Genomic DNA, 20,119 nt, shown 5'->3' on the forward strand with positions numbered 1-20,119 from the left:
ACGTGGGTTGATGCCTGCTTCGCCCAGCACAACCGCAGTACCGTGGGTCGCGTCCAGCTCAAAGCCCTGTTTCAGCAGTTTGGCAGCAAGGTCCACTACGCGTTTTTTGTCGCCTTCACGGACAGAGAGCAGCGCGCGGCCAGGTTTACGCATTGTAGACTGGCTGCCCAGCATCGCTTTCGAGAATGCTTCAGCAAAGGTACGGCCAACACCCATGACTTCACCAGTGGAGCGCATTTCTGGCCCTAACAGTGGGTCAACACCTGGGAATTTGTTGAACGGCAGTACCACTTCTTTCACGGAGTAGTAAGGCGGGATGATTTCTTTGGTCATGCCCTGCTGAACCAGCGTTTGCCCAACCATCACACGCGCGGCAACTTTCGCCAACGCCATACCGGTTGCTTTGGAAACAAACGGCACGGTACGCGCAGCACGCGGGTTCACTTCAATCAGGTAGACTTCGTTATCTTTCACCGCAAACTGCACGTTCATCAAACCACGAACTTGCAGCTCGAATGCCAGTTTCTTCACCTGTTGACGCATCACATCCTGGATTTCCTGGCTCAGCGTGTAAGCTGGCAGAGAACATGCAGAGTCACCGGAGTGAACGCCCGCTTGCTCAATGTGTTCCATGATGCCGCCAATCAGTACAGTTTCGCCGTCACAGATTGCATCCACATCGACTTCTACTGCGTCGTCGAGGAAGCGGTCCAGCAGCACTGGGGCATCGTTCGAAACACTGACAGCAGTCTGGAAGTAACGACGCAAATCCACTTCGTCATAAACGATTTCCATTGCACGGCCACCCAGTACGTAGGATGGACGAACAACCAGCGGATAACCGATATGAGCCGCTTTTTCGACGGCCATTTCGATAGTGGTTACCGTGGCGTTGGCAGGCTGTTTCAGTTTCAGGCGGTCAACGGCATGCTGGAAACGCTCACGGTCTTCAGCACGGTCGATGGCGTCTGGGCTGGTGCCGATGATTGGCACACCAGCAGCTTCCAGTTCACGAGCCAGTTTCAGCGGGGTCTGGCCGCCGTACTGCACGATGACGCCTTTAGGCTTCTCAACGCGTACGATTTCCAGCACATCTTCGAAGGTCACTGGCTCGAAGTACAGGCGGTCGGACGTGTCGTAGTCTGTTGAAACGGTTTCTGGGTTGCAGTTAACCATGATGGTTTCATAACCATCTTCGCGCAGCGCCAGTGACGCGTGTACGCAGCAGTAGTCAAACTCTATACCCTGGCCGATACGGTTCGGGCCACCGCCCAGCACCATGATCTTGTCACGGTCGTTGTTCGGGTTCGATTCGCACTCATCTTCATAAGTGGAGTACATGTACGCAGTATCGGTCGAGAACTCCGCCGCACAAGTATCTACGCGCTTATAAACCGGATGCAGCTTATATTGCTCACGAAGTTTACGGATTTCTGATTCACGAACGCCCGCCAATTTAGACAGACGCGCATCAGCGAAGCCTTTACGCTTGAGCATACGCAGGAAGTCATAGTCGAGGCCGGTGATACCGACTTCTTCCACTTTCTCTTCCAGGCGAACCAGCTCTTCAATCTGCACCAGGAACCAACGGTCAATGTTAGTCAGGTTGAATACGCCATCGACAGACATACCCGCACGGAATGCATCAGCAACGTACCAGATACGCTCGGCACCAGCATCTTTCAGCTCACGGCGGATTTTAGTCAGCGCTTCTGGGTCATCCAGATTCACTTTCGGGTCAAAACCGGTTGCACCCACTTCCAGGCCACGCAGCGCTTTCTGCAAGGATTCCTGTTGTGTGCGGCCAATCGCCATCACTTCACCAACAGATTTCATCTGAGTGGTCAGGCGGTCGTTTGCCCCGACGAATTTTTCGAAGTTAAAGCGTGGAATTTTAGTCACAACGTAGTCGATAGACGGCTCAAACGACGCAGGTGTTTTCCCACCAGTGATGTCGTTCATCAGTTCATCGAGGGTGTAACCGACAGCCAGTTTCGCCGCCACTTTCGCAATCGGGAAGCCAGTTGCTTTGGACGCCAGCGCAGAAGAACGCGACACACGCGGGTTCATCTCGATAACAATCAGACGGCCAGTTTTCGGGTTGACCGAGAACTGCACGTTAGAACCGCCCGTTTCCACGCCGATTTCACGCAGTACCGCCATCGAGGCGTTACGCATGATTTGGTATTCTTTGTCGGTCAGTGTTTGAGCCGGTGCCACGGTGATGGAGTCACCCGTGTGGATGCCCATCGGGTCAAGGTTTTCGATAGAGCAGACGATGATGCAGTTGTCGTTTTTATCACGCACCACTTCCATCTCGTACTCTTTCCAACCGATCAAGGATTCGTCAATCAGCAGCTCTTTGGTTGGAGAAAGATCCAGACCACGTTCGCAGATTTCTTCAAATTCTTCACGGTTGTAAGCGATACCGCCCCCGCTGCCGCCCATGGTGAATGAAGGACGGATGATGCACGGATAACCCACGTCCGCCGCGACAGCCAGCGCTTCTTCCATGTTATGAGCGATGCCGGAGCGTGCAGTATCAAGGCCGATTTTTTTCATTGCCACGTCGAAACGACGGCGATCTTCCGCTTTATCAATAGCGTCTGCAGTCGCACCAATCATGGTGACGCCAAACTCAGCCAGCACGCCCTGACGTTCCAGTTCCAGTGCACAGTTCAGAGCAGTCTGGCCGCCCATGGTTGGCAGCACGGCATCTGGACGCTCTTTCTCAATAATTTTGCGTACCACTTCCCAGTGAATCGGCTCGATGTAGGTCGCATCAGCCATTTCTGGGTCGGTCATGATTGTCGCCGGGTTGGAGTTCACCAGAACAACACGGTAACCCTCTTCACGCAGCGCTTTACACGCCTGAGCACCGGAGTAGTCGAACTCGCACGCCTGGCCGATAACAATTGGGCCTGCGCCGAGGATCAGGATGCTTTTTATATCTGTACGTTTTGGCATTTTCTTAGCTCCTGATACTTACTTGCTGGTAAGAGTGGCGGTAGAACGGTAGTGCTTAATCAATTCGATAAAGTGGTCAAACAGCGGCGCCGCATCGTGTGGGCCAGGGCTTGCTTCTGGGTGCCCCTGGAAGCTGAATGCTGCTTTATCGGTGCGATGGATACCTTGTAAGGTGCCATCGAACAGTGACTTATGCGTCACACGCAGGTTCGCAGGCAGCGTTGCTTCATCCACCGCAAAACCGTGGTTCTGAGCGGTGATCATCACGCAATCGCGATCCAAATCTTTAACCGGGTGGTTACCACCGTGGTGACCAAACTTCATCTTCACCGTTTTCGCGCCGCTCGCCAGAGCCAGCAACTGGTGGCCCAGACAAATACCGAATACCGGAACGTCGGTTTCGAGGAATGATTCGATTGCGCTGATAGCGTAATCACATGGCGCCGGGTCACCAGGGCCATTAGAGAGGAAGATGCCGTCTGGATTCATCTTCAACACGTCTTCCGCTGAGGTCTGTGCCGGGACAACAGTCAGGCGACAGCCACGGTCTACCAACATACGCAGAATGTTGCGTTTCACGCCGTAATCGTAGGCGACGACATGGAACGGTAAATCTTCTTGTTTAGCCGCTTCAGGCAAATCGCCTTCCAGTGTCCAGCTCCCCTGTTGCCAGGCATAAGCTTCCTGCGTGGTCACTTCTTTCGCAAGATCCATACCGTTGAGGCCTGGGAAAGCTTTCGCTTTTTCAAGCGCCAGTGCGGCGTCAAGGTTATCACCGGCAATGATGCAGCCGTTCTGTGCACCTTTTTCACGCAGAATACGTGTCAGCTTACGGGTATCGATATCGGCAATCGCCACAATGTTATGGCGCTTGAGATAAGAAGAAAGGTCTTCGGTATTGCGATAGTTGCTGGCAATCAGTGGTAAATCACGGATGACGAGGCCTTGCGCATGTACCTGGGAGGATTCTTCATCAGCAGCATTGGTGCCGACATTTCCGATATGAGGATAAGTAAGAGTGACAATCTGGCGGGAATAGGAAGGATCAGTGAGGATTTCTTGATAACCGGTCATTGAGGTATTGAAAACGACTTCCCCAACAGCCTGACCCGATGCCCCAATGGCCCGACCGTAGAATTGGGTTCCGTCTTCCAGAACCAACAGTGCTGACTTAATCAAAACGTCCTCCAGGGAATAAACAGTCAATTTATTTGCATATTAATTCAAAACCATTTCCTGAATCAATGCAAAACAGCCTGTCATTTGGATTTTTGACAAACGGCGGCATTCTAGTGAGAGGCCGGGTAAAAGTCTACCATAAGCACAACTTTTTATGTGTTTTTTACCACTCTGATGGAAAAAAGATGAATGGACCGATGAAATCAACAGCTAACTTGCAGTACGTAATCGGTTGCGGAGCTGAATGAGTAGGAAAATAACGATTGGGTGCATCAAAAGTGGACCAAATGGTCAAAATTAACCATGAAATCACGAATAAATGCATTAAGAGTGAGTTTTATGAACATTACAAAGCAAAAGCATAAAAATACATTTAGAAAAACACAAAATAAAAAGGGCAATAAAATATTGCCCTATCAATCAAATAATTACGATTGTAATAACCACATCACGATGGGTAATAAGATTTATAAACTATTCAGATCAAGGACATCACGCATGTCATAAAGCCCACTTTTCATGGAGCTTAGCCACAATGCAGATCTAACTGCACCATTTGCGAAAGTCATGCGACTTGATGCTTTGTGGCTGATTTCAATACGCTCGCCGATGTCCGCAAACATCGCCGTATGTTCACCAATAATGTCGCCCGCACGCACCGTAGCAAAACCAATAGTGCCTGGAACACGCTCGCCGGTGTACCCTTCACGGGAGTAAACTGCACACTCTTTCAAATCTTTGTCCATCGCATGAGCAATGGCTTCGCCCATAGCCAACGCGGTGCCTGACGGCGCATCAACTTTATGACGATGGTGGGCTTCAATGATTTCGATGTCAGTATAGTCACCCATCACTTTGGCCGCTTTTTCTAACAGCTTGAGCATCACGTTCACACCCACGCTAAAGTTTGCTGCAAAGACAATCGGAACATCAGCCGAGGCATCAGTAATCGCCTGCTTGCCCGCTTCATCAAAACCGGTGGTGCCGATAACCATGCCTTTACCGTGCTGGCGGCAAAACGCCAGGTGATTCAGCGTGCCTTCTGGGCGAGTAAAATCGATAAATACATCGAAGTCATTCACTACCGCATCCAGGTTATCGCTGACGACAACTCCGGTTTTGGACACGCCTGCTAATTCACCAGCATCACTTCCAACCAAAGATGAACCCGTGCGCTCAAGTGCAGCACCCAGTATTACGCCGTCCATCTGTAATGCTGCCTGAATCAATTGTCGCCCCATGCGACCACCCGCACCCGCGATTGCTACACGGACTTGTGACTCATCCATATTTACTCTCTTTATTAATCTGCATTTAAAACATCCTCAGGTTAACCAGCCCTGCTCAGGGCCGCCACTCGAAAACACCGATAATAAGAAATTTATGACAAAACGGCGGAATTATCAGTAAAAGCAATTATTCCCATAAAAAAATCAGGGAATTGTATGCGATTGATACAGCTCTCTGCGCCGCCAGTTCACATCGGTAACCGAATCCCCCACCTGTATGGAACCCTGGAGCAATAAATTGAACCGCGAGCTGATTTCACGCGTTAGGCGACTTTGCAGGATATAAACCGCTTCACTACCCAATTCGCGACATGGCTGGTAAGCCGCCGTTAATCCAAGCTCTTTGATTTCATCCATTTCATGTGAATAGGCACAGCTCATTATGGAAATGTCTTCTGGCACCTGAAGCTGATGGTTTTTCAGCTCGCTCAGCACAGCTCGCGCAATGGCTCCACCGCCACATAAAATGGCTGAAGGAAGCTGTGTTTTTGTACGCAGTTGAAGATACTTTTTAAAGTTAGCCCGTGCTTCTGGTTCACCCCAACCTTTGGTCACCAACAAATGTTCAGACTCATCAAAAATAAGGTGGTGATCCTGGCAGGCTCTTTTAAACCCTTCGAGACGTTGGATCATGGTTTCCCGACGCAAATCGGTAAACAGCAGTACCTGACGGTGGCCTTTCTCCAACAGAAAATTCGCCGCGCAGTAGCCGATCGATGCGTGATCGGGTGAGACACTATCGAGGTGCATCTTTTTATCTCTGGAATTTATGGTCACCACCGGTTTATTGCATTCTACCGCCAGGCGATACAACGACTCATCATCGATACCAATAATTATTACGCCGTCAACATCCGACTCGCTAACTTGCTTCATAAATAATGTGGTGTCAGCGTTGTTAATATCCAGAGAACATTTTTTGACATGAATGTCATAATGCGAAACTTCCGAAAGAACCCCTTGAATCACTTCATAATAATAATGGTCACCATTTGGTGTAAACGCAGCGGCTGGCGCACACACTAATAATGAGCTCATCAGTAAACGGCTGGGAGGGATATCCCGTAAAACCCCCATGTGTCTGGCATGGTAAAATACTTTTTCTTTTGCCTGCGGACTGACATTACTTTTACCCGCCAAAACCCTTGATACCGTGCTTGGGGATAGCCCCGTTAACACAGCAATCTCTTTAATTTTTAACTTCCCCGTCATTTTGTGATCGATGCCTCATTAGCTATTTGACATTATTTTCATGGCTAACCATTTAAAAACAAGAGAATTTTATCTTTATCTCATCAGCAATATTGAAGTTGTGCAATTCCTGTCATAAATAACTGTTGTGTGCAAAAAAAACCATATCTATGCTCTCAAAAAATGAATTTTCGGAAAAATAAAACGTAACTTTTTATCACTAAAACACACTTTATTGAATTCTGTTTTTGATAAGCGAGAGCATAATGCAAAGAATTGCTATTATTGGAACGGGTAATATTTCCCACAACCATATCCAGGGATATCTTGAATTCCCTGACCGCTGCCAGATTGTCGCATTGGTCGATATCTACCCGCAGAAAGCCGAAGATAAGAAAAAGCATTACGGGTTAACTGAGGCAAAAGTCTACAGCAACCACGAAGATATTCTTAATGATCCCACCATTGATGTATTCGATATTTGTACCCCGCCTTATGTTCATGCGGCTATTTCTATTGATGCGCTGAATGCGGGAAAACACGTCCTCTGTGAAAAACCGATGGCCGCTTCACTTCAGGAATGTGATGCGATGATATCCGCTGCCCAGGCGAGCGGAAAAACACTGTCTATCATTGCCCAAAACCGCTTTACCGACGCTTTCTGGCGCTTGAAAAAAGTGCTCGAAAGTCATCAAATCGGCAAAATTTGCCATGCACAGGTAGATTCATTTTGGTGGCGCGGCCATTCCTATTACGACCTGTGGTGGCGCGGCACATGGGAAAAAGAAGGTGGCGGTTGCACGCTAAACCATGCGGTACACCATATCGATGCGATTCAGTGGATGCTTGGCTTCCCGACTGAAGTCGTCGCCATGACCACCAACGTTTCCCATGACAACGCTGAAGTGGAAGACCTCAGTGCGGCGATTTTCAAATATGACAGTGGCGCACTCACGCAACTGACCGCCTCCGTTGTGCATCACGGCGAAGATCAGAAAATTGTTATTCAGGGTGAAAATGCCCGTATTTCCGCACCGTGGGACAAATTCGCCAGCATCGCCGCACCCAACGGCTTCCCGGTTGATTCTCGCGATACCCAGCTTGAAAACCTGCTTGAAGATAGCTACCAGTCGGTGCCCCGGTTGAGCTGGACGCTGCATACCGGGCAAATCGATAACTTCCTGCAAGCACTGCAAAACGGTTCCGCTCCGTTAGTCGATGGCCCACAAGGCAAGCGTTCGTTGGAACTCATCACTGCAATCTATAAATCCGCCATTACCCGCAGCATCGTCTCGTTGCCGATTAGTGCCAGCGACCCGTATTACCAGACGGGTGGGCTGCTGAAGCTAGCACCGCATTTCTTTGAAAAATCAGCTTCGGTGGAAAATTTTGCCAACGAAGATGCCATCCCGTTGGGGAAAAATATGGAGGCAGATTCATGAGCATTAAAGACGGTATGAATTACGCACCACAGGGCAGACCACAGCCAGTGGTACAGCCGGGTGATTTTGTTTTTGCCGCCGCCGCCCTTGATCACGGCCATATCTACGGTCTGTCCAACGGCCTGATTGAAGCGGGCGCCACACTTAAATGGGTTTACGACCCTGATCCGCAAAAAGTGCAGCAGTTTGTGAAGCAGTATCCGCAGGTAACCGTCGCGCCTTCGCTTGACGTGATTCTTAAGGATGACAGCGTGCAATTGGTTGCCGGAGCGGCAATCCCTGATGAGCGCTGTGCGCTTGGCCTTAAAGTGATGGATGCCGGGAAGGACTATTTCACTGATAAAGCCCCACTGACCACATTGGCTCAACTGGTGGAAGCCAAAGCCAAAGTGGCCAAGACCGGGCGCAAATATGCCGTGTATTACAGCGAGCGTTTGCACGTTGAAAGCGCAGTGTTTGCCGGGCAACTTGTGCGCGATGGCGCGATTGGTCGGGTTATTCAAACTCTGGGGACGGGGCCGCATCGCGAAGGGCAGGGGCGCCCGGAGTGGTTCTACTTTAAAAAGCGTTTCGGCGGCATTCTTTGTGATATTGGCAGCCACCAAATTGAACAGTTCCTGTTCTATACCGGGAACAGCGAAGCACAAGTTGTAGCGGCTCAAACCAGCAACTTCGCCCATCCTCAATACCCTGAATTTGAGGATTTCGGTGATGCCATGCTGAAAGGTGAAAACGGTGCCAGTGGCTATTTCCGCTGTGATTGGTTTACGCCAGAAGGGCTAAGCACCTGGGGCGATGGGCGCCTTACCCTGCTCGGCACTGAAGGTTATATCGAAATCCGTAAATACGTCGACATCACACGCAAGGAACAAGATGTGGTGTATCTGGTGAATAAAGAAGGCGAATTCCGCTATCCGGTCGCCGGTAAAGTCGGCTTCCCGTTCTTCGGCGAGCTCATTCTTGATTGCCTGAATCGCACTGAAAATGCGATGACACAAGAGCATGCGTTTAAAGCGGCCGAATTGTGTGTACGGGCGCAAATGCTGGCCAATGGGGTGAAATAATGATGAAGACGACACAGGTCGCTGTCGTCGGGTGTGGCGCAATCCACACCCTGCACGTGGAGGCGATTCAGTCCAATCACGCCTGCCAGTTACGGGCCATTGTTGATATCAATCCACTAAAAGGCTTGCCGCTCGCTGAACGCTACGGTTGCCGTTATTACGCCGATTACCGCGAAATGCTGTGCGATAGTGAGATTGAAGTAGTGCACGTGTGTACACCGCATGGCGAACATAAAGAAATAATTATTGAGGCTCTCATTGCCGGAAAACATGTGTTCACCGAAAAACCGGTGGCGCTCAATCCTGCCGAAGTCAAAGACATCAAAAATACGCTAGCGATTACAACCGCACAGCTTGGCGTTTGCTACCAGAATCGCCTCAACCCCAGCAGCCAGAAAATTAAAGCGCTACTGGAAGATAACCGCTACGGAAAAATATTGAGTATTAAAGCGGTGTTGGCCTGGAGCCGTTCCCACGATTACTACGCGCAAAGCGCGTGGCGCGGGAGATGGGCCAGCGAAGGCGGTAGCCTGTTGATAAACCAAGCGATACATACGCTGGATTTAATGCAGTGGTTTGCCGGTGGCGTGAAATCGATTAAAGGTGTGGTGGAAAGCAGTTTTCTGAGTCATGCCACACAGGCTGAAGACACGGCAATGGCCAATATGGAACTGGCAAATGGGGCGCGTGGGATTTTTTACGCCACTAACTGCAATACTACCGACTCTCCGCTGCTTTTGGAGATCCACTGCGAAAAAGGTTTGCTGCAACTTCATCACAACAAATTGTGGTTTATTTCAGGTGACGACCAAGAATTACTGGTCAGTGATGAAACATCTACTGCAGCGCAAAAATGTTATTGGGGAAGCAGTCACCAGCAAGCCATTAATAATTTTTATCATTCTATAAAAAACACAAACAATATTAATTACGTCGATATTCATCAGGCTGAAGTTTCATTGCGAATGGTTGAGGCTATTTACCAATCATCAATCACCAGAAACTGGATAGAGATTTAAAACAATCATTTTTTCTTTTCACCCTACTTTTACCCAAAATAATTCGAGTTGCAGGAAGGCGGCAAACGCGTGAGTCCCCAGGATCTTACTAAAGTAAGTGACTGGGGTGAAGGAGAGCAGCCAACGCACATGCAGCTTGAAGTATGAAGGCTTTAGAAATGGAATAATAATATGAAACCTACAGAACGCAGAGTTGGCTATGGAACAGCCATAGGATATGGTGTTACTGATTTATTTGGCGGCGGTGCTTTTGCTATTATTGGCACCTGGCTATTATTTTTCTACACCACCTATTGTGGATTATCGGTGCTGGAAGCCGGTTCGATATTTGCTATTGCCCGTGTTATTGACGCCGTATTAAGCCCAATTATGGGTTATATCACCGATAACTTCGCCAATACCTGGCTGGGTAAACGCTTCGGTCGCCGTCGCTTCTTTTTACTGCTCAGTGCCCCACTGATGTTCTTGTACGCCCTGTTGTGGGTGACGGATATGGGCTATTGGTATTATCTTGGCACCTATCTTTCCATTGAACTGCTCTCAGCAATGGTACTGGTTCCCTGGGAAACGTTAGCCGCAGAAATGACTAACCGTTATGCCGAACGCGCCCGCTTATCGGGTGTGCGGATGATCTGCTCACAGCTGGGTGGTTTTCTGGCTGTTTCAGTGCCGGGTGTCCTCATGCAGTTTACCGGCAAAGATAACTCGATGACGTATACCTACACCGGGCTGATTTTTTCGGCTATTTTTTGTATCGCCGTCTTCACCACCTGGATGTGTACCTGGGAAGCCAAAGATGTGCGCGAGGAGTTTGAACCCGAACCGGATGGCGCAAACAGCGGCAACCTTTGGCATCATTTAAAAAGCCTGGTTTTAGATCTGCTCTCTTCGTTTAAAATTAAGATGTTCCGCCAGCATATTATTATCTATATTGCTTCATTTACGGCGATGGATGTCTTCGGTTCAGTCTTTACTTATTACGTCGTTTACGGCCTGCATCAGGACACCGCTGCGGTATCGGGCTATTTAAGCATCGCCGCATTTGTTTCTGTTCCCGGAACATTTGTATTTATGCTGCTACTCAGTAAATTTGATTTCTCACCTTCTTCTGCCCTGCGCATATCTTATGGCTGTATTTTCTCGGTATTAGCTTTCTTGTTTTACGCCTATATCAATGACCTGAATATCTCATTCATTTTGTTCTCAGCGGTATTTGTGGTGTTGGGTATTTCGCGCGCAGGTCTTTATTTTATCCCATGGAATATTTATAGCTTTATTCCCGACGTGGATGAAATTGTCACTAAAAAGCGCCGCGAGGGTATTTTTGCAGGCGTGATGGTATTAACCCGCAAAAGTACGGTTGCATTAGCCATTATGCTAATTGGCGTAGTACTGGAAGAGAGCGGCTTTGTAAAAGGCCAGGGCGAGCAACCGATTGAAGCCTTGCACGCCATTGTCGGGCTGATGGTCTTTGCTACATCGGCTTTGTTGGCAATCAGCTTCTGGATGACCTTCAAATTCAAACTGACGCGTGAATCCCACAAGACACTGATTCAAGAAGTGGCACGCCTGAAACTGGGTGGCAATCTGGAAGATTGCGATATGGAAACCCGCAAAGTTATCAAAGACCTTACTGGATATGAATATGACAAAGTCTGGGGCAACACGCCTGGGCGCAAATCCTCACGCCCGGATTTAACACCGGAATCACCGTAAAGGAGCCAGACTATGCGCACACAATGGAGTGAACAACAGGCCGCAGAGTGGCATAAAAATCAGGGCTGGATTTGCGGATTTAACTACCTGCCACGCAGTGCCGTGAACTGGACTGAACTGTGGCAACGCGAAACTTTTGATGCCGAAACCATCGAACAAGAGCTGAGTTGGGCGCAGGAAATTGGCTATAACCAGCTGCGCATCAACCTGCCGTTCATTGTCTGGCAGCACGACCGCGACGGGCTGCTGGGGCGTATCGAACAGTTTCTGGTGATTGCCGACAGCCACAGCATAAAAGTGATGCTGACATTAATGGATGACTGTGCATTTTCCGGGGACGAGCCTTTTTTGGGGCCACAAAAAGCGCCCGAACCCGGCAAACATAATAGCCAGGCGGCAGCCAGCCCAGGGCGCGAAATTGTCTGCAATCGCGAGATGTGGCCTGAGCTTGAGCGCTATGTACGCGACATCGTGCGCCATTTCAGAAGCGATTCACGCATCGCTATTTGGGATTTGTACAACGAGCCTGGCAACCGAGGGACGTTTGCCACGGGTCTTGAGGAGACGCAGTTTGACGAAAAGCTAGAAGCGTTTGCACTGGAATTACTACAGCAGGTTTTCGTGTGGGCACGCGACGAAGATCCCGTTCAACCGCTGACCGTCGGCGCGTGGCATATTTCGCAGGATCCCGATCAACCGGAAGCGGAGTATTTCGCCCATCCGATCGATATTGCCGCCGTTCAACTTTCGGATGTAGTGAGCTTCCATGCTTATCTCGCGACCCCGAAAATGCTTCAAGTTTTGCGTTTCTGGCAACCATTCGGCAGGCCTGTATTGTGCACCGAATGGCTGGCGCGTCATGTCGGTAGCGTTATGGAGGAACAACTCCCGCTGTTTGCCGCACTGAATGTCGGTTGTTACCAGTGGGGCCTGGTACGCGGCAAAACGCAAACCACCCTCCCCTGGCCGTCGGTACGTAAAAGCGGTGTGGATTATGCTCACCTGTGGTTCCACGACGTACTCGATGAATACGGCATTCCTTTCCGCCACAGTGAAATGGCACTGGTCCGCCGTTTAACCCATTCATACCCTAAATAATTCGAGTTGCAGGACAAAAAGCTTTAGCCTTTTGAACAGCGCTTACGCTGGCCCTGAAAAGACTAGGCTTTGACGAGTAACGAGACCAGGCCGTAAGTTCCCAGGAGCATAGATAACTATGTGACTGGGACGCGCGGGTGCAGTCAACGAACCTGCGGCTTGAAGTATGACGGGTATCCGCAGGACTCCCGAGCACATAAGCCGCATCACGCAATTTACGCAGCAATGGCCACAGCATCATCGATGCCAGGATCGGTGTCGAGAATAATGGGAGTTCTATTCATGTCTTCCTCCATAAAAAAATGCCAGCCGGTTTAATCCGGCTGGCATTTTCTCATTTTCGATAATCTCTTACGTTACTCGACTTCTTTCACATCCAGTCGCAGCTCACGCGGCACTTCGAAAATGATATTTTCTTCACGCCCGACCAGTTCACGGGTTTCTTTTCCGCCCAGTTCGCGCAAACGTGCCAGAACGTTTTGCACCAAAATATCTGGAGCAGATGCTCCTGCCGTCACACCCACACATACAGCACCTTTAACCCACTCTTCCTGGATATCGGTCGCATCATCAATCAGATACGCCGCTTTCCCCATACGCTGTGCAAGTTCAGCAAGACGGTTGGAATTAGAGGAGTTTTTCGAGCCAACAACCAGCACCACATCTGCTTCGTCAGCCAGAGCTCGCACCGCTTCCTGGCGGTTAGTGGTGGCGTAGCAAATGTCGTCTTTACGTGGGCCGATAATTTTCGGGAAGCGTTTACGCAGCGCGTCAATCACATCTGAAGTGTCATCCACAGAGAGCGTGGTCTGAGTCATAAACGAAAGTTTGGCTTCGTTTTTCACATCCAACTTGCTGACATCTTCCGGTGATTCAACCAGGTACATGCCCCCCTTCGGGTTGCTGTACTGGCCCATGGTGCCTTCCACTTCCGGGTGGCCGGCATGGCCAATCAGAATGGACTCTTCACCACGACGGCTCGCGCGAGCTACTTCCATATGCACTTTAGTGACCAGCGGGCAGGTCGCATCAAACACCGTTAAATCACGGCCTTTGGCTTCGCTACGCACCGCCTGGGAAACACCATGAGCGGAGAAAATCAGGATTGCGCCATCTGGCACTTCACTGATCTGCTCAATGAAAATCGCCCCACGTTCCCGCAGGCTATCCACCACATAACGGTTGTGCACCACTTCGTGACGGACATAAATCGGCGCGCCGTAAATGGCCAGCGCGTTTTCAACAATGCTGATAGCGCGGTCTACCCCGGCACAAAAGCCGCGAGGGTTAGCCAACAGGATCTGCATTCAACGCCTCCAGTACCGGGTCAATTTCCAGTACTTCGATATCAAAATGAATGGTTTGCCCGGCGAGTGGGTGATTAAAATCAACGGTGATGGAATCGCCATTAACCTCACGCACCACACCTGGCATCTCGCTGCCATCCATTGCGGTGAACAACATAATTGCACCCGGCACCGGTTCGCCCGCGTCAATAAACTCACGACGCGAGAAAAACTGGATCATGTCAGGGCTTGGAATTCCAAACGCCGACTCTGGTGCCAGAGAAAATGCTTTCTTGTCCCCTGCTTTCAAACCGACAAGCTGGTCTTCCATGCCTGGCGACAGTGTTTCGTCGCCCAGCGTGAAGAGTGCCGGTTTGCCATTGTTGCGGGTCGACTCGGCAGTGGAACCATCTTCGAGTTTCAGCGTGAAATGCACAAAAACTCTGCTATTGGCCTGGATAGACTCAGACATAGATTACCCTTTTTGCTTTTCGGGCTTGTCGGAGGAGACAAAGAACCCCTCCAGGACAATCAGCGCCGCACCGATACAGATTGCCGTATCGGCCAAATTAAACGTAGCAAAGTGCCAGTCGCCGACATAAAAATCGATCATGTCGACCACAAAACCGTGCCACAAGCGATCAAACAGGTTGCCAAGTGCACCGCCAATAATTAAAGCATAGGCGATATTGTGCAGCTTCTGCGTGGCTTTGGCGCGGTACATCATCACCGCCAGAATCACACTAATACCGATGGCGATACCCGCAAAGAACCAGCGCTGCCAACCGTCTTTATCCGCAAGGAAGCTGAATGCGGCACCGTAGTTACGGGCGTAATGCAGATTCAGCGATGGGAACAGTGATACGGTATCCCCCAGCATGAAATGCTGGAGGATCAGGTATTTACTGCCCAGATCGATGATCAGTACCACCACCACTAGCCACAGCCAGCGCAGGCCGCTCGAACAAATCGATTTACTCATCAGGCAAATTTACGCTTTTCGCCGTCACCGGCTACGTTAGTGACACAGCGACCACAGATTTCTGCGTGTTCCGCTACCTGACCGACGTCGGTGGTGTAATGCCAGCAGCGCGGACACTTCTCACCATCGGCTTTACGCAAAGCAACTTTCAATCCTTTGAGGATTTCGCTTGGCTGTGCGTCTTCAGTTGCCTGCGCATAATCGACAACTTCAGCAGCTGAGGTCAACAAGACAAATCGTAATTCATCGCCCAGGCTGTTGAGCTTCGTAGCCAGCTCGCTGTCGGCATACAGGGTGACTGCAGCTTCCAGAGAACCGCCCACACGCTTGTCAGCACGCGCTTGCTCGATAACTTTGTTGACTTCGCCACGCACGGTTAGCAGCGTGTCCCAGTAATCATTGTTCATGGTTTCGCTATCAGCCAAACCGAACAGACCTTCGTACCATTCGCCGGTGAAGACGTATTTCTCACGGTCACCTGGCAGGTAAGCCCAGATTTCATCAGCGGTGAAGGACATGATTGGAGCCATCCAGCGAACCAGCGCTTCAGCAATGTGGAACAGCGCAGTCTGGCAGCTACGGCGCGCCACGCTGTCTGACTTCGCGGTGTACTGGCGGTCTTTGATGATGTCGAGATAGAACGAGCCCATTTCGATGGAGCAGAAACGCATCAGGCGTTGCACCACTTCGTGGAAATCGTAGTTTTCGTAAGCCGCAAGGATATCGGCCTGTGCTTCTTGCGCACAGCCCACTGCCCAGCGATCCAGCTTCACCATCTCTTCCGGTTTCACCATGTCAGTTTCTGGGTTGAAACCATTAAGGTTTGCCAGCAGGAAACGTGCGGTGTTACGGATACGACGATAAGCGTCAGCAGCGCGTTTCAGGATTTCGTCAGAAACAGCCATTTCGCCGGTGTAATCGGTAGATGCCACCCACAAACGCAGAATATCTGCGCCCAGTTTGTTCATCACATCTTGTGGAGAAACGGTGTTACCGATGGATTTGGACATTTTGCGGCCCTGACCATCAACGGTGAAACCGTGAGTCAGTACCTGGCGGTAAGGCGCTTTGCCTTTCATCGCAGTCGAAATCATCAGTGAAGACATAAACCAGCCGCGATGCTGATCCGAACCTTCCAGATACATGTCTGCCGCGTGGCCGCTGAATTCAGGGCGCACATCAACAACCGAGGAGTGGGTTGAACCAGAGTCGAACCACACGTCCAGGGTGTCTGGCACTTTGGTGTAGTTGTCAGCGTCATCGCCCATGATGTCGCGCGGGTCGAGATCCCACCACGCCTGGATGCCATCTTGCTCCACGCGTTTAGCGACTTCTTCCATCAATTCCAGTGTACGTGGGTGCAGCTCTTCAGTGTCTTTATGTACGAACAAAGACATTGGCACGCCCCAGGTACGCTGACGAGAGATACACCAATCCGGACGGTTAGCCACCATCGACTCGATACGCGCCTGGCCCCAGTCAGGGATCCACTGCACATCTTTGATCTCTTTCAGAGACTGCTCGCGCAGACCTTTTTGATCCATGCTCACAAACCACTGAGGTGTGGCACGGAAGATGATCGGCGTTTTGTGGCGCCAGCAGTGCGGGTAGCTGTGCAGCAGTTTTTCAACGTGCAGCAGAACACCTTTGTCACGCAGGATGTTGACGATAAGGTCGTTAGCTTTGAATACCTGAACACCGTCCAAACCTTCGTAAGTACCCGGCAAGAAGCAACCATCCGGGCCAACTGGGTTGGCAATTTCCAGATTGTATTTCTGGCTGATAACGTAGTCGTCAGGGCCGTGGCCGCCCGCGGTATGCACAGCACCTGTACCGGCTTCCAGCGTAACGTGCTCACCCAGAATGGCGGGTACGTCGAAATCTAAGAATGGATGTTTGTAGCGAGTCAATTCCAGATCGGCGCCTTTGGCTTCGCCAAGCACTGTCCACTCGCCGATTGCTGCACTTTTCATTACGCCTTCGAGCAAGTCTTTGGCGACGATCATCGCCTGGCCGTCCACTTGCACCAGCACATATTCAAATTCTGCGTTCAGAGAAACAGCGCGGTTAGCAGGCAGAGTCCACGGAGTGGTAGTCCAGATAACCAGAGAAACTGGGCCATCAACTTGTGTTGCGCCAAATTTGGCTTTCACCGCATCGGCATCAACAGCCTGGAAATTGACGAAGATTGATGGAGAAGTTTTGTCGTAGTACTCAACTTCCGCCTCAGCCAGTGCCGAACGGCAGTCGACGCACCAGTGCACCGGTTTAGCCCCTTTATGCAGGTGGCCATTACCCACGATTTTACCCAGCGCACGAATGATGTTCGCTTCGGTTTTGAAATCCATGGTCAGGTACGGACGTGACCAGTCACCCAACACACCCAAACGGATGAAGTCTGCACGCTGCCCATCAACCTGCTCTGCGGCATATTTACGGCACGCAGCACGGAACTCAGCCGCAGTCACTTTCTCGCCTGGCTTGCCGATCAGCTGTTCGACTTTCAGCTCGATAGGCAGACCGTGGCAGTCCCAACCTGGAACATACGGGGAGTCAAAACCGCTCAGTCCCTTGGACTTCACGATAATGTCTTTCAGAATCTTGTTTACTGAGTGACCAATGTGAATGTTGCCGTTCGCGTAGGGAGGGCCATCATGCAGAATGAAGGATTTTTTGCCTTTTTTTGCATTACGGATGATGCCGTACAGGTCATCATCATTCCAGCGAGCCAGCATGCCCGGTTCACGTTTAGCGAGATCGCCACGCATCGGGAACCCTGTTTCCGGTAAATTCAGGGTAGATTTAAAGTCACTCATTAGATTCTCGGTTCCGTAGTTAGCTTGCTCAGGTCTTAGACCCAAAAAATTCGCGGGTGGTTACCACATCTTTGGCGATTTGCGCTTTCAGTTCATCAAGCGAAGCAAACCGTTGTTCATTGCGTATTTTTTTACGCAGCACCACATCTATATGGCGCCCATATAAGTCCATTGCAACGTCCAGCAAATGGACCTCTAGCTGTTGACGCAGACCTGACACCGTTGGGCGTGTACCAATGTTAGCCACACCCGGCAACAGTTTATCGCCAAGGCCTGCGACTTCTACCGCAAACACCCCTTTTACCGGGGATACCTGACGACGAAGCGGTAAATTCGCCGTTGGGAAACCAATCGTTCTTCCCAGTTCATCACCGTGGACGACACGCCCAGAAATGATAAACGGATGACCCAGTAAGCTTTCTGTCAGTGCTAAGTCGTCTTCGGACAGAGCCTGACGCACCGCAGTGCTGCTAATACGCACGCCACCTTCGCAGAAAGTTTGCGTACTGGTGACGTCAAAGCCGTATTCCAGGCCAGCCTTCTGTAATAACAAGAAATCCCCCTGGCGACCAGCACCAAAGCGGAAATCATCTCCCACCGCGAGGAATTTTACCCCGAGACGGTCAACTAACAGATCGCTGACAAAGTTTTGCGCAGTGAATGCCGCAAAGCGACGATCGAACCGCACACACAGCACGTAGTCCACACCACATTCGGCCAGATAACGAAGTTTCTCGCGCAGACGTGTCAGGCGCGCCGGAGCTTTATCACCCGCGAATAACTCAAGCGGTTGCGGTTCAAAGATCATGACCATCACCGGCAGATTGCGCGCACGCCCTTCCGTACACAGCCCTTTTAGCAGGGACTTGTGGCCTCGATGAACGCCATCGAAATTACCAATAGTGAGGACACACCCGTGGTGGTTCTGGCGTAGATTATGTATGCCGCGTATCAGCTTCATGGCTGGCTCAAAACAGTGGAAATCGGCGGATTATATCAATTACCACGGTGAAGGTTAACCAGCGATTGTTCCCTTTGACATAAAGCGTTAAGGATTTCATCGTACTGACCTGTGGTTTGTACGTAGATGCGCATCACTGGACGATTTTTGTTGCGAAAGGCTGTATTCATGGCCGTGAAGCTGGTAGAATCCGCGCCATCACAACGTAACAAGCTCCGTAAATTTAACGGCGCTTATTTGCACAAATCCATTGACAAAAGAAGGCTAAGAGGGCATATTCCTCGGCCTTTGAATTGTCCACATAGATCATATTTGGGAGTTGGACCTTGGCTAATATCAAATCAGCTAAGAAACGTGCTGTACAGTCTGAAAAGGCTCGTAAGCACAACGCAAGCCGTCGCTCTATGATGCGTACTTTCATCAAGAAAGTATACGCAGCGATTGAAACTGGCGACAAAGCTGCTGCACAGAAAGCATTTAACGAAATGCAACCAATCGTGGATCGTCAGGCTAGCAAAGGTCTGATCCACAAAAACAAAGCTGCGCGCCATAAGGCTAACCTTGTAGCGCAGATCAACAAACTGGCTTAATCGCCTTTTCGTTGGTAGCTTGAAAAAAACCGGCTTATGCCGGTTTTTTTATTGCTCGAATGTGTCCACTTCTTCTACCGCGTTCGTGAGCTCCTGAATCACATCGCTAACTTCACCGATCTTTATTTCCCCGGTGCGATTCATTTTACTTCTATCAATCATCAATAAAGATTGCGATGCACGCTTGAGCAACAATGCTTTAAATTCAGCGTGATAAGTGTTGGAATCCCATAGCACGCCGTTGGCACCAATCCCTTCACACGAGAAATAAACAGATCTATTTCCAGATCTTTAAGCTGCGAAATAATAGCTGGGTTAACATAACAGGCATATTTACGCTCCAGCCGCCCGCCTGAGCTGATCAACTGAATATGCTCGCGCCGCGCCACTTCCTGGTAAATTCACACGCTGTTGGTAAAGATAGTGATCGGAATATCTGGTAACTGTTTTACCAGATACCAGCAGGTAGAACTGGCGTCCAGGGCAATGGTCATCCCCGCACCAATCCACGAAAGTGCT

At 50.2% G+C, this 20,119-nt stretch carries 15 protein-coding genes and 1 pseudogene; 6 read left to right on the forward strand and 10 right to left on the reverse strand.

From position 1 onward, the window contains the following. From carB to VJY99_RS11525, 4 genes are all read right to left on the reverse strand, one after another. Window positions 1–2,967, reverse strand: a 2,967-nt coding sequence (carB, locus tag VJY99_RS11510) for a carbamoyl-phosphate synthase large subunit (RefSeq protein WP_324118540.1), incomplete at its 3' end; no start/stop codon positions are given. 18 nt (window positions 2,968–2,985) lie between these two features. Beyond that, a complete protein-coding gene (gene carA / locus VJY99_RS11515; RefSeq protein WP_324118541.1) occupies window positions 2,986–4,146 on the reverse strand; it encodes a glutamine-hydrolyzing carbamoyl-phosphate synthase small subunit in 1,161 nt (386 codons plus the stop codon). Between the two features lie 467 nt (window positions 4,147–4,613). Then, window positions 4,614–5,435, reverse strand: coding sequence for a 4-hydroxy-tetrahydrodipicolinate reductase (gene dapB, locus VJY99_RS11520; protein WP_324118542.1), 822 nt, complete (start codon window positions 5,433–5,435; stop codon window positions 4,614–4,616). A 144-nt stretch (window positions 5,436–5,579) separates the two neighbouring features. Next, on the reverse strand, window positions 5,580–6,647 hold the full coding sequence (locus tag VJY99_RS11525; protein ID WP_324118543.1) for a LacI family DNA-binding transcriptional regulator: 1,068 nt from the start codon (window positions 6,645–6,647) through the stop codon (window positions 5,580–5,582). Window positions 6,648–6,892: 245 nt separating this feature from the next. Between VJY99_RS11525 and VJY99_RS11530 the strand changes: the two genes are divergently transcribed. The 5 genes from VJY99_RS11530 to VJY99_RS11550 all read left to right on the forward strand — a co-directional run bounded on the left by VJY99_RS11530 (window position 6,893) and on the right by VJY99_RS11550 (window position 12,965). Next, the gene (locus VJY99_RS11530) at window positions 6,893–8,068 is read left to right on the forward strand and encodes a Gfo/Idh/MocA family oxidoreductase (protein WP_324118544.1); all 1,176 of its coding nucleotides are present in this window, start codon (window positions 6,893–6,895) and stop codon (window positions 8,066–8,068) included. Continuing rightward, complete coding sequence (locus VJY99_RS11535) at window positions 8,065–9,132, forward strand: Gfo/Idh/MocA family oxidoreductase (RefSeq protein ID WP_324118546.1); 1,068 nt, start codon at window positions 8,065–8,067, stop codon at window positions 9,130–9,132. The genes VJY99_RS11530 and VJY99_RS11535 overlap by 4 nt, the downstream gene beginning before the upstream one ends. Before the next feature lie 2 nt (window positions 9,133–9,134). After that, the gene (locus VJY99_RS11540; RefSeq protein WP_324118561.1) at window positions 9,135–10,151 is read left to right on the forward strand and encodes a Gfo/Idh/MocA family oxidoreductase; all 1,017 of its coding nucleotides are present in this window, start codon (window positions 9,135–9,137) and stop codon (window positions 10,149–10,151) included. 171 nt (window positions 10,152–10,322) lie between these two features. Further along, complete coding sequence (locus VJY99_RS11545; RefSeq protein WP_324118548.1) at window positions 10,323–11,867, forward strand: MFS transporter; 1,545 nt, start codon at window positions 10,323–10,325, stop codon at window positions 11,865–11,867. 12 nt (window positions 11,868–11,879) lie between these two features. Then, a complete protein-coding gene (locus tag VJY99_RS11550; RefSeq protein ID WP_324118550.1) occupies window positions 11,880–12,965 on the forward strand; it encodes a cellulase family glycosylhydrolase in 1,086 nt (361 codons plus the stop codon). A gap of 356 nt (window positions 12,966–13,321) precedes the next feature. Here the strand turns inward: VJY99_RS11550 and ispH are convergent, their stop codons facing one another. Genes ispH through ribF form a run of 5 tightly spaced genes read right to left on the reverse strand, consistent with a single transcriptional unit; the run spans window position 13,322 to window position 19,010 of the window. After that, complete coding sequence (gene ispH / locus VJY99_RS11555; protein ID WP_324118552.1) at window positions 13,322–14,272, reverse strand: 4-hydroxy-3-methylbut-2-enyl diphosphate reductase; 951 nt, start codon at window positions 14,270–14,272, stop codon at window positions 13,322–13,324. After that, window positions 14,253–14,723 carry an FKBP-type peptidyl-prolyl cis-trans isomerase gene (gene fkpB / locus VJY99_RS11560; RefSeq protein ID WP_324118553.1) on the reverse strand — a complete coding sequence of 157 codons (471 nt, stop codon included), beginning with the start codon at window positions 14,721–14,723 and terminating at the stop codon, window positions 14,253–14,255. The genes ispH and fkpB overlap by 20 nt, the downstream gene beginning before the upstream one ends. A gap of 3 nt (window positions 14,724–14,726) precedes the next feature. Further along, the gene (lspA, locus tag VJY99_RS11565) at window positions 14,727–15,233 is read right to left on the reverse strand and encodes a signal peptidase II (RefSeq protein WP_324118555.1); all 507 of its coding nucleotides are present in this window, start codon (window positions 15,231–15,233) and stop codon (window positions 14,727–14,729) included. Then, complete coding sequence (gene ileS / locus VJY99_RS11570; protein WP_324118556.1) at window positions 15,233–18,049, reverse strand: isoleucine--tRNA ligase; 2,817 nt, start codon at window positions 18,047–18,049, stop codon at window positions 15,233–15,235. Before ileS ends, lspA begins: the two co-directional genes overlap by 1 nt. A gap of 28 nt (window positions 18,050–18,077) precedes the next feature. Continuing rightward, entirely contained in the window at window positions 18,078–19,010 is a 933-nt protein-coding gene (gene ribF / locus VJY99_RS11575; RefSeq protein ID WP_324118557.1) for a bifunctional riboflavin kinase/FAD synthetase, read from the reverse strand. A gap of 326 nt (window positions 19,011–19,336) precedes the next feature. Between ribF and rpsT the strand changes: the two genes are divergently transcribed. Continuing rightward, a complete protein-coding gene (gene rpsT / locus VJY99_RS11580; RefSeq protein WP_034459390.1) occupies window positions 19,337–19,600 on the forward strand; it encodes a 30S ribosomal protein S20 in 264 nt (87 codons plus the stop codon). A 48-nt stretch (window positions 19,601–19,648) separates the two neighbouring features. Here the strand turns inward: rpsT and VJY99_RS11585 are convergent. Beyond that, window positions 19,649–20,119, reverse strand: a pseudogene (locus VJY99_RS11585) (transcriptional regulator); the annotation flags it as partial.

The sequence above is a fragment of the Buttiauxella sp. genome (assembly GCF_035271705.1).
Taxonomy (GTDB): Bacteria; Pseudomonadota; Gammaproteobacteria; order Enterobacterales; family Enterobacteriaceae; genus Buttiauxella.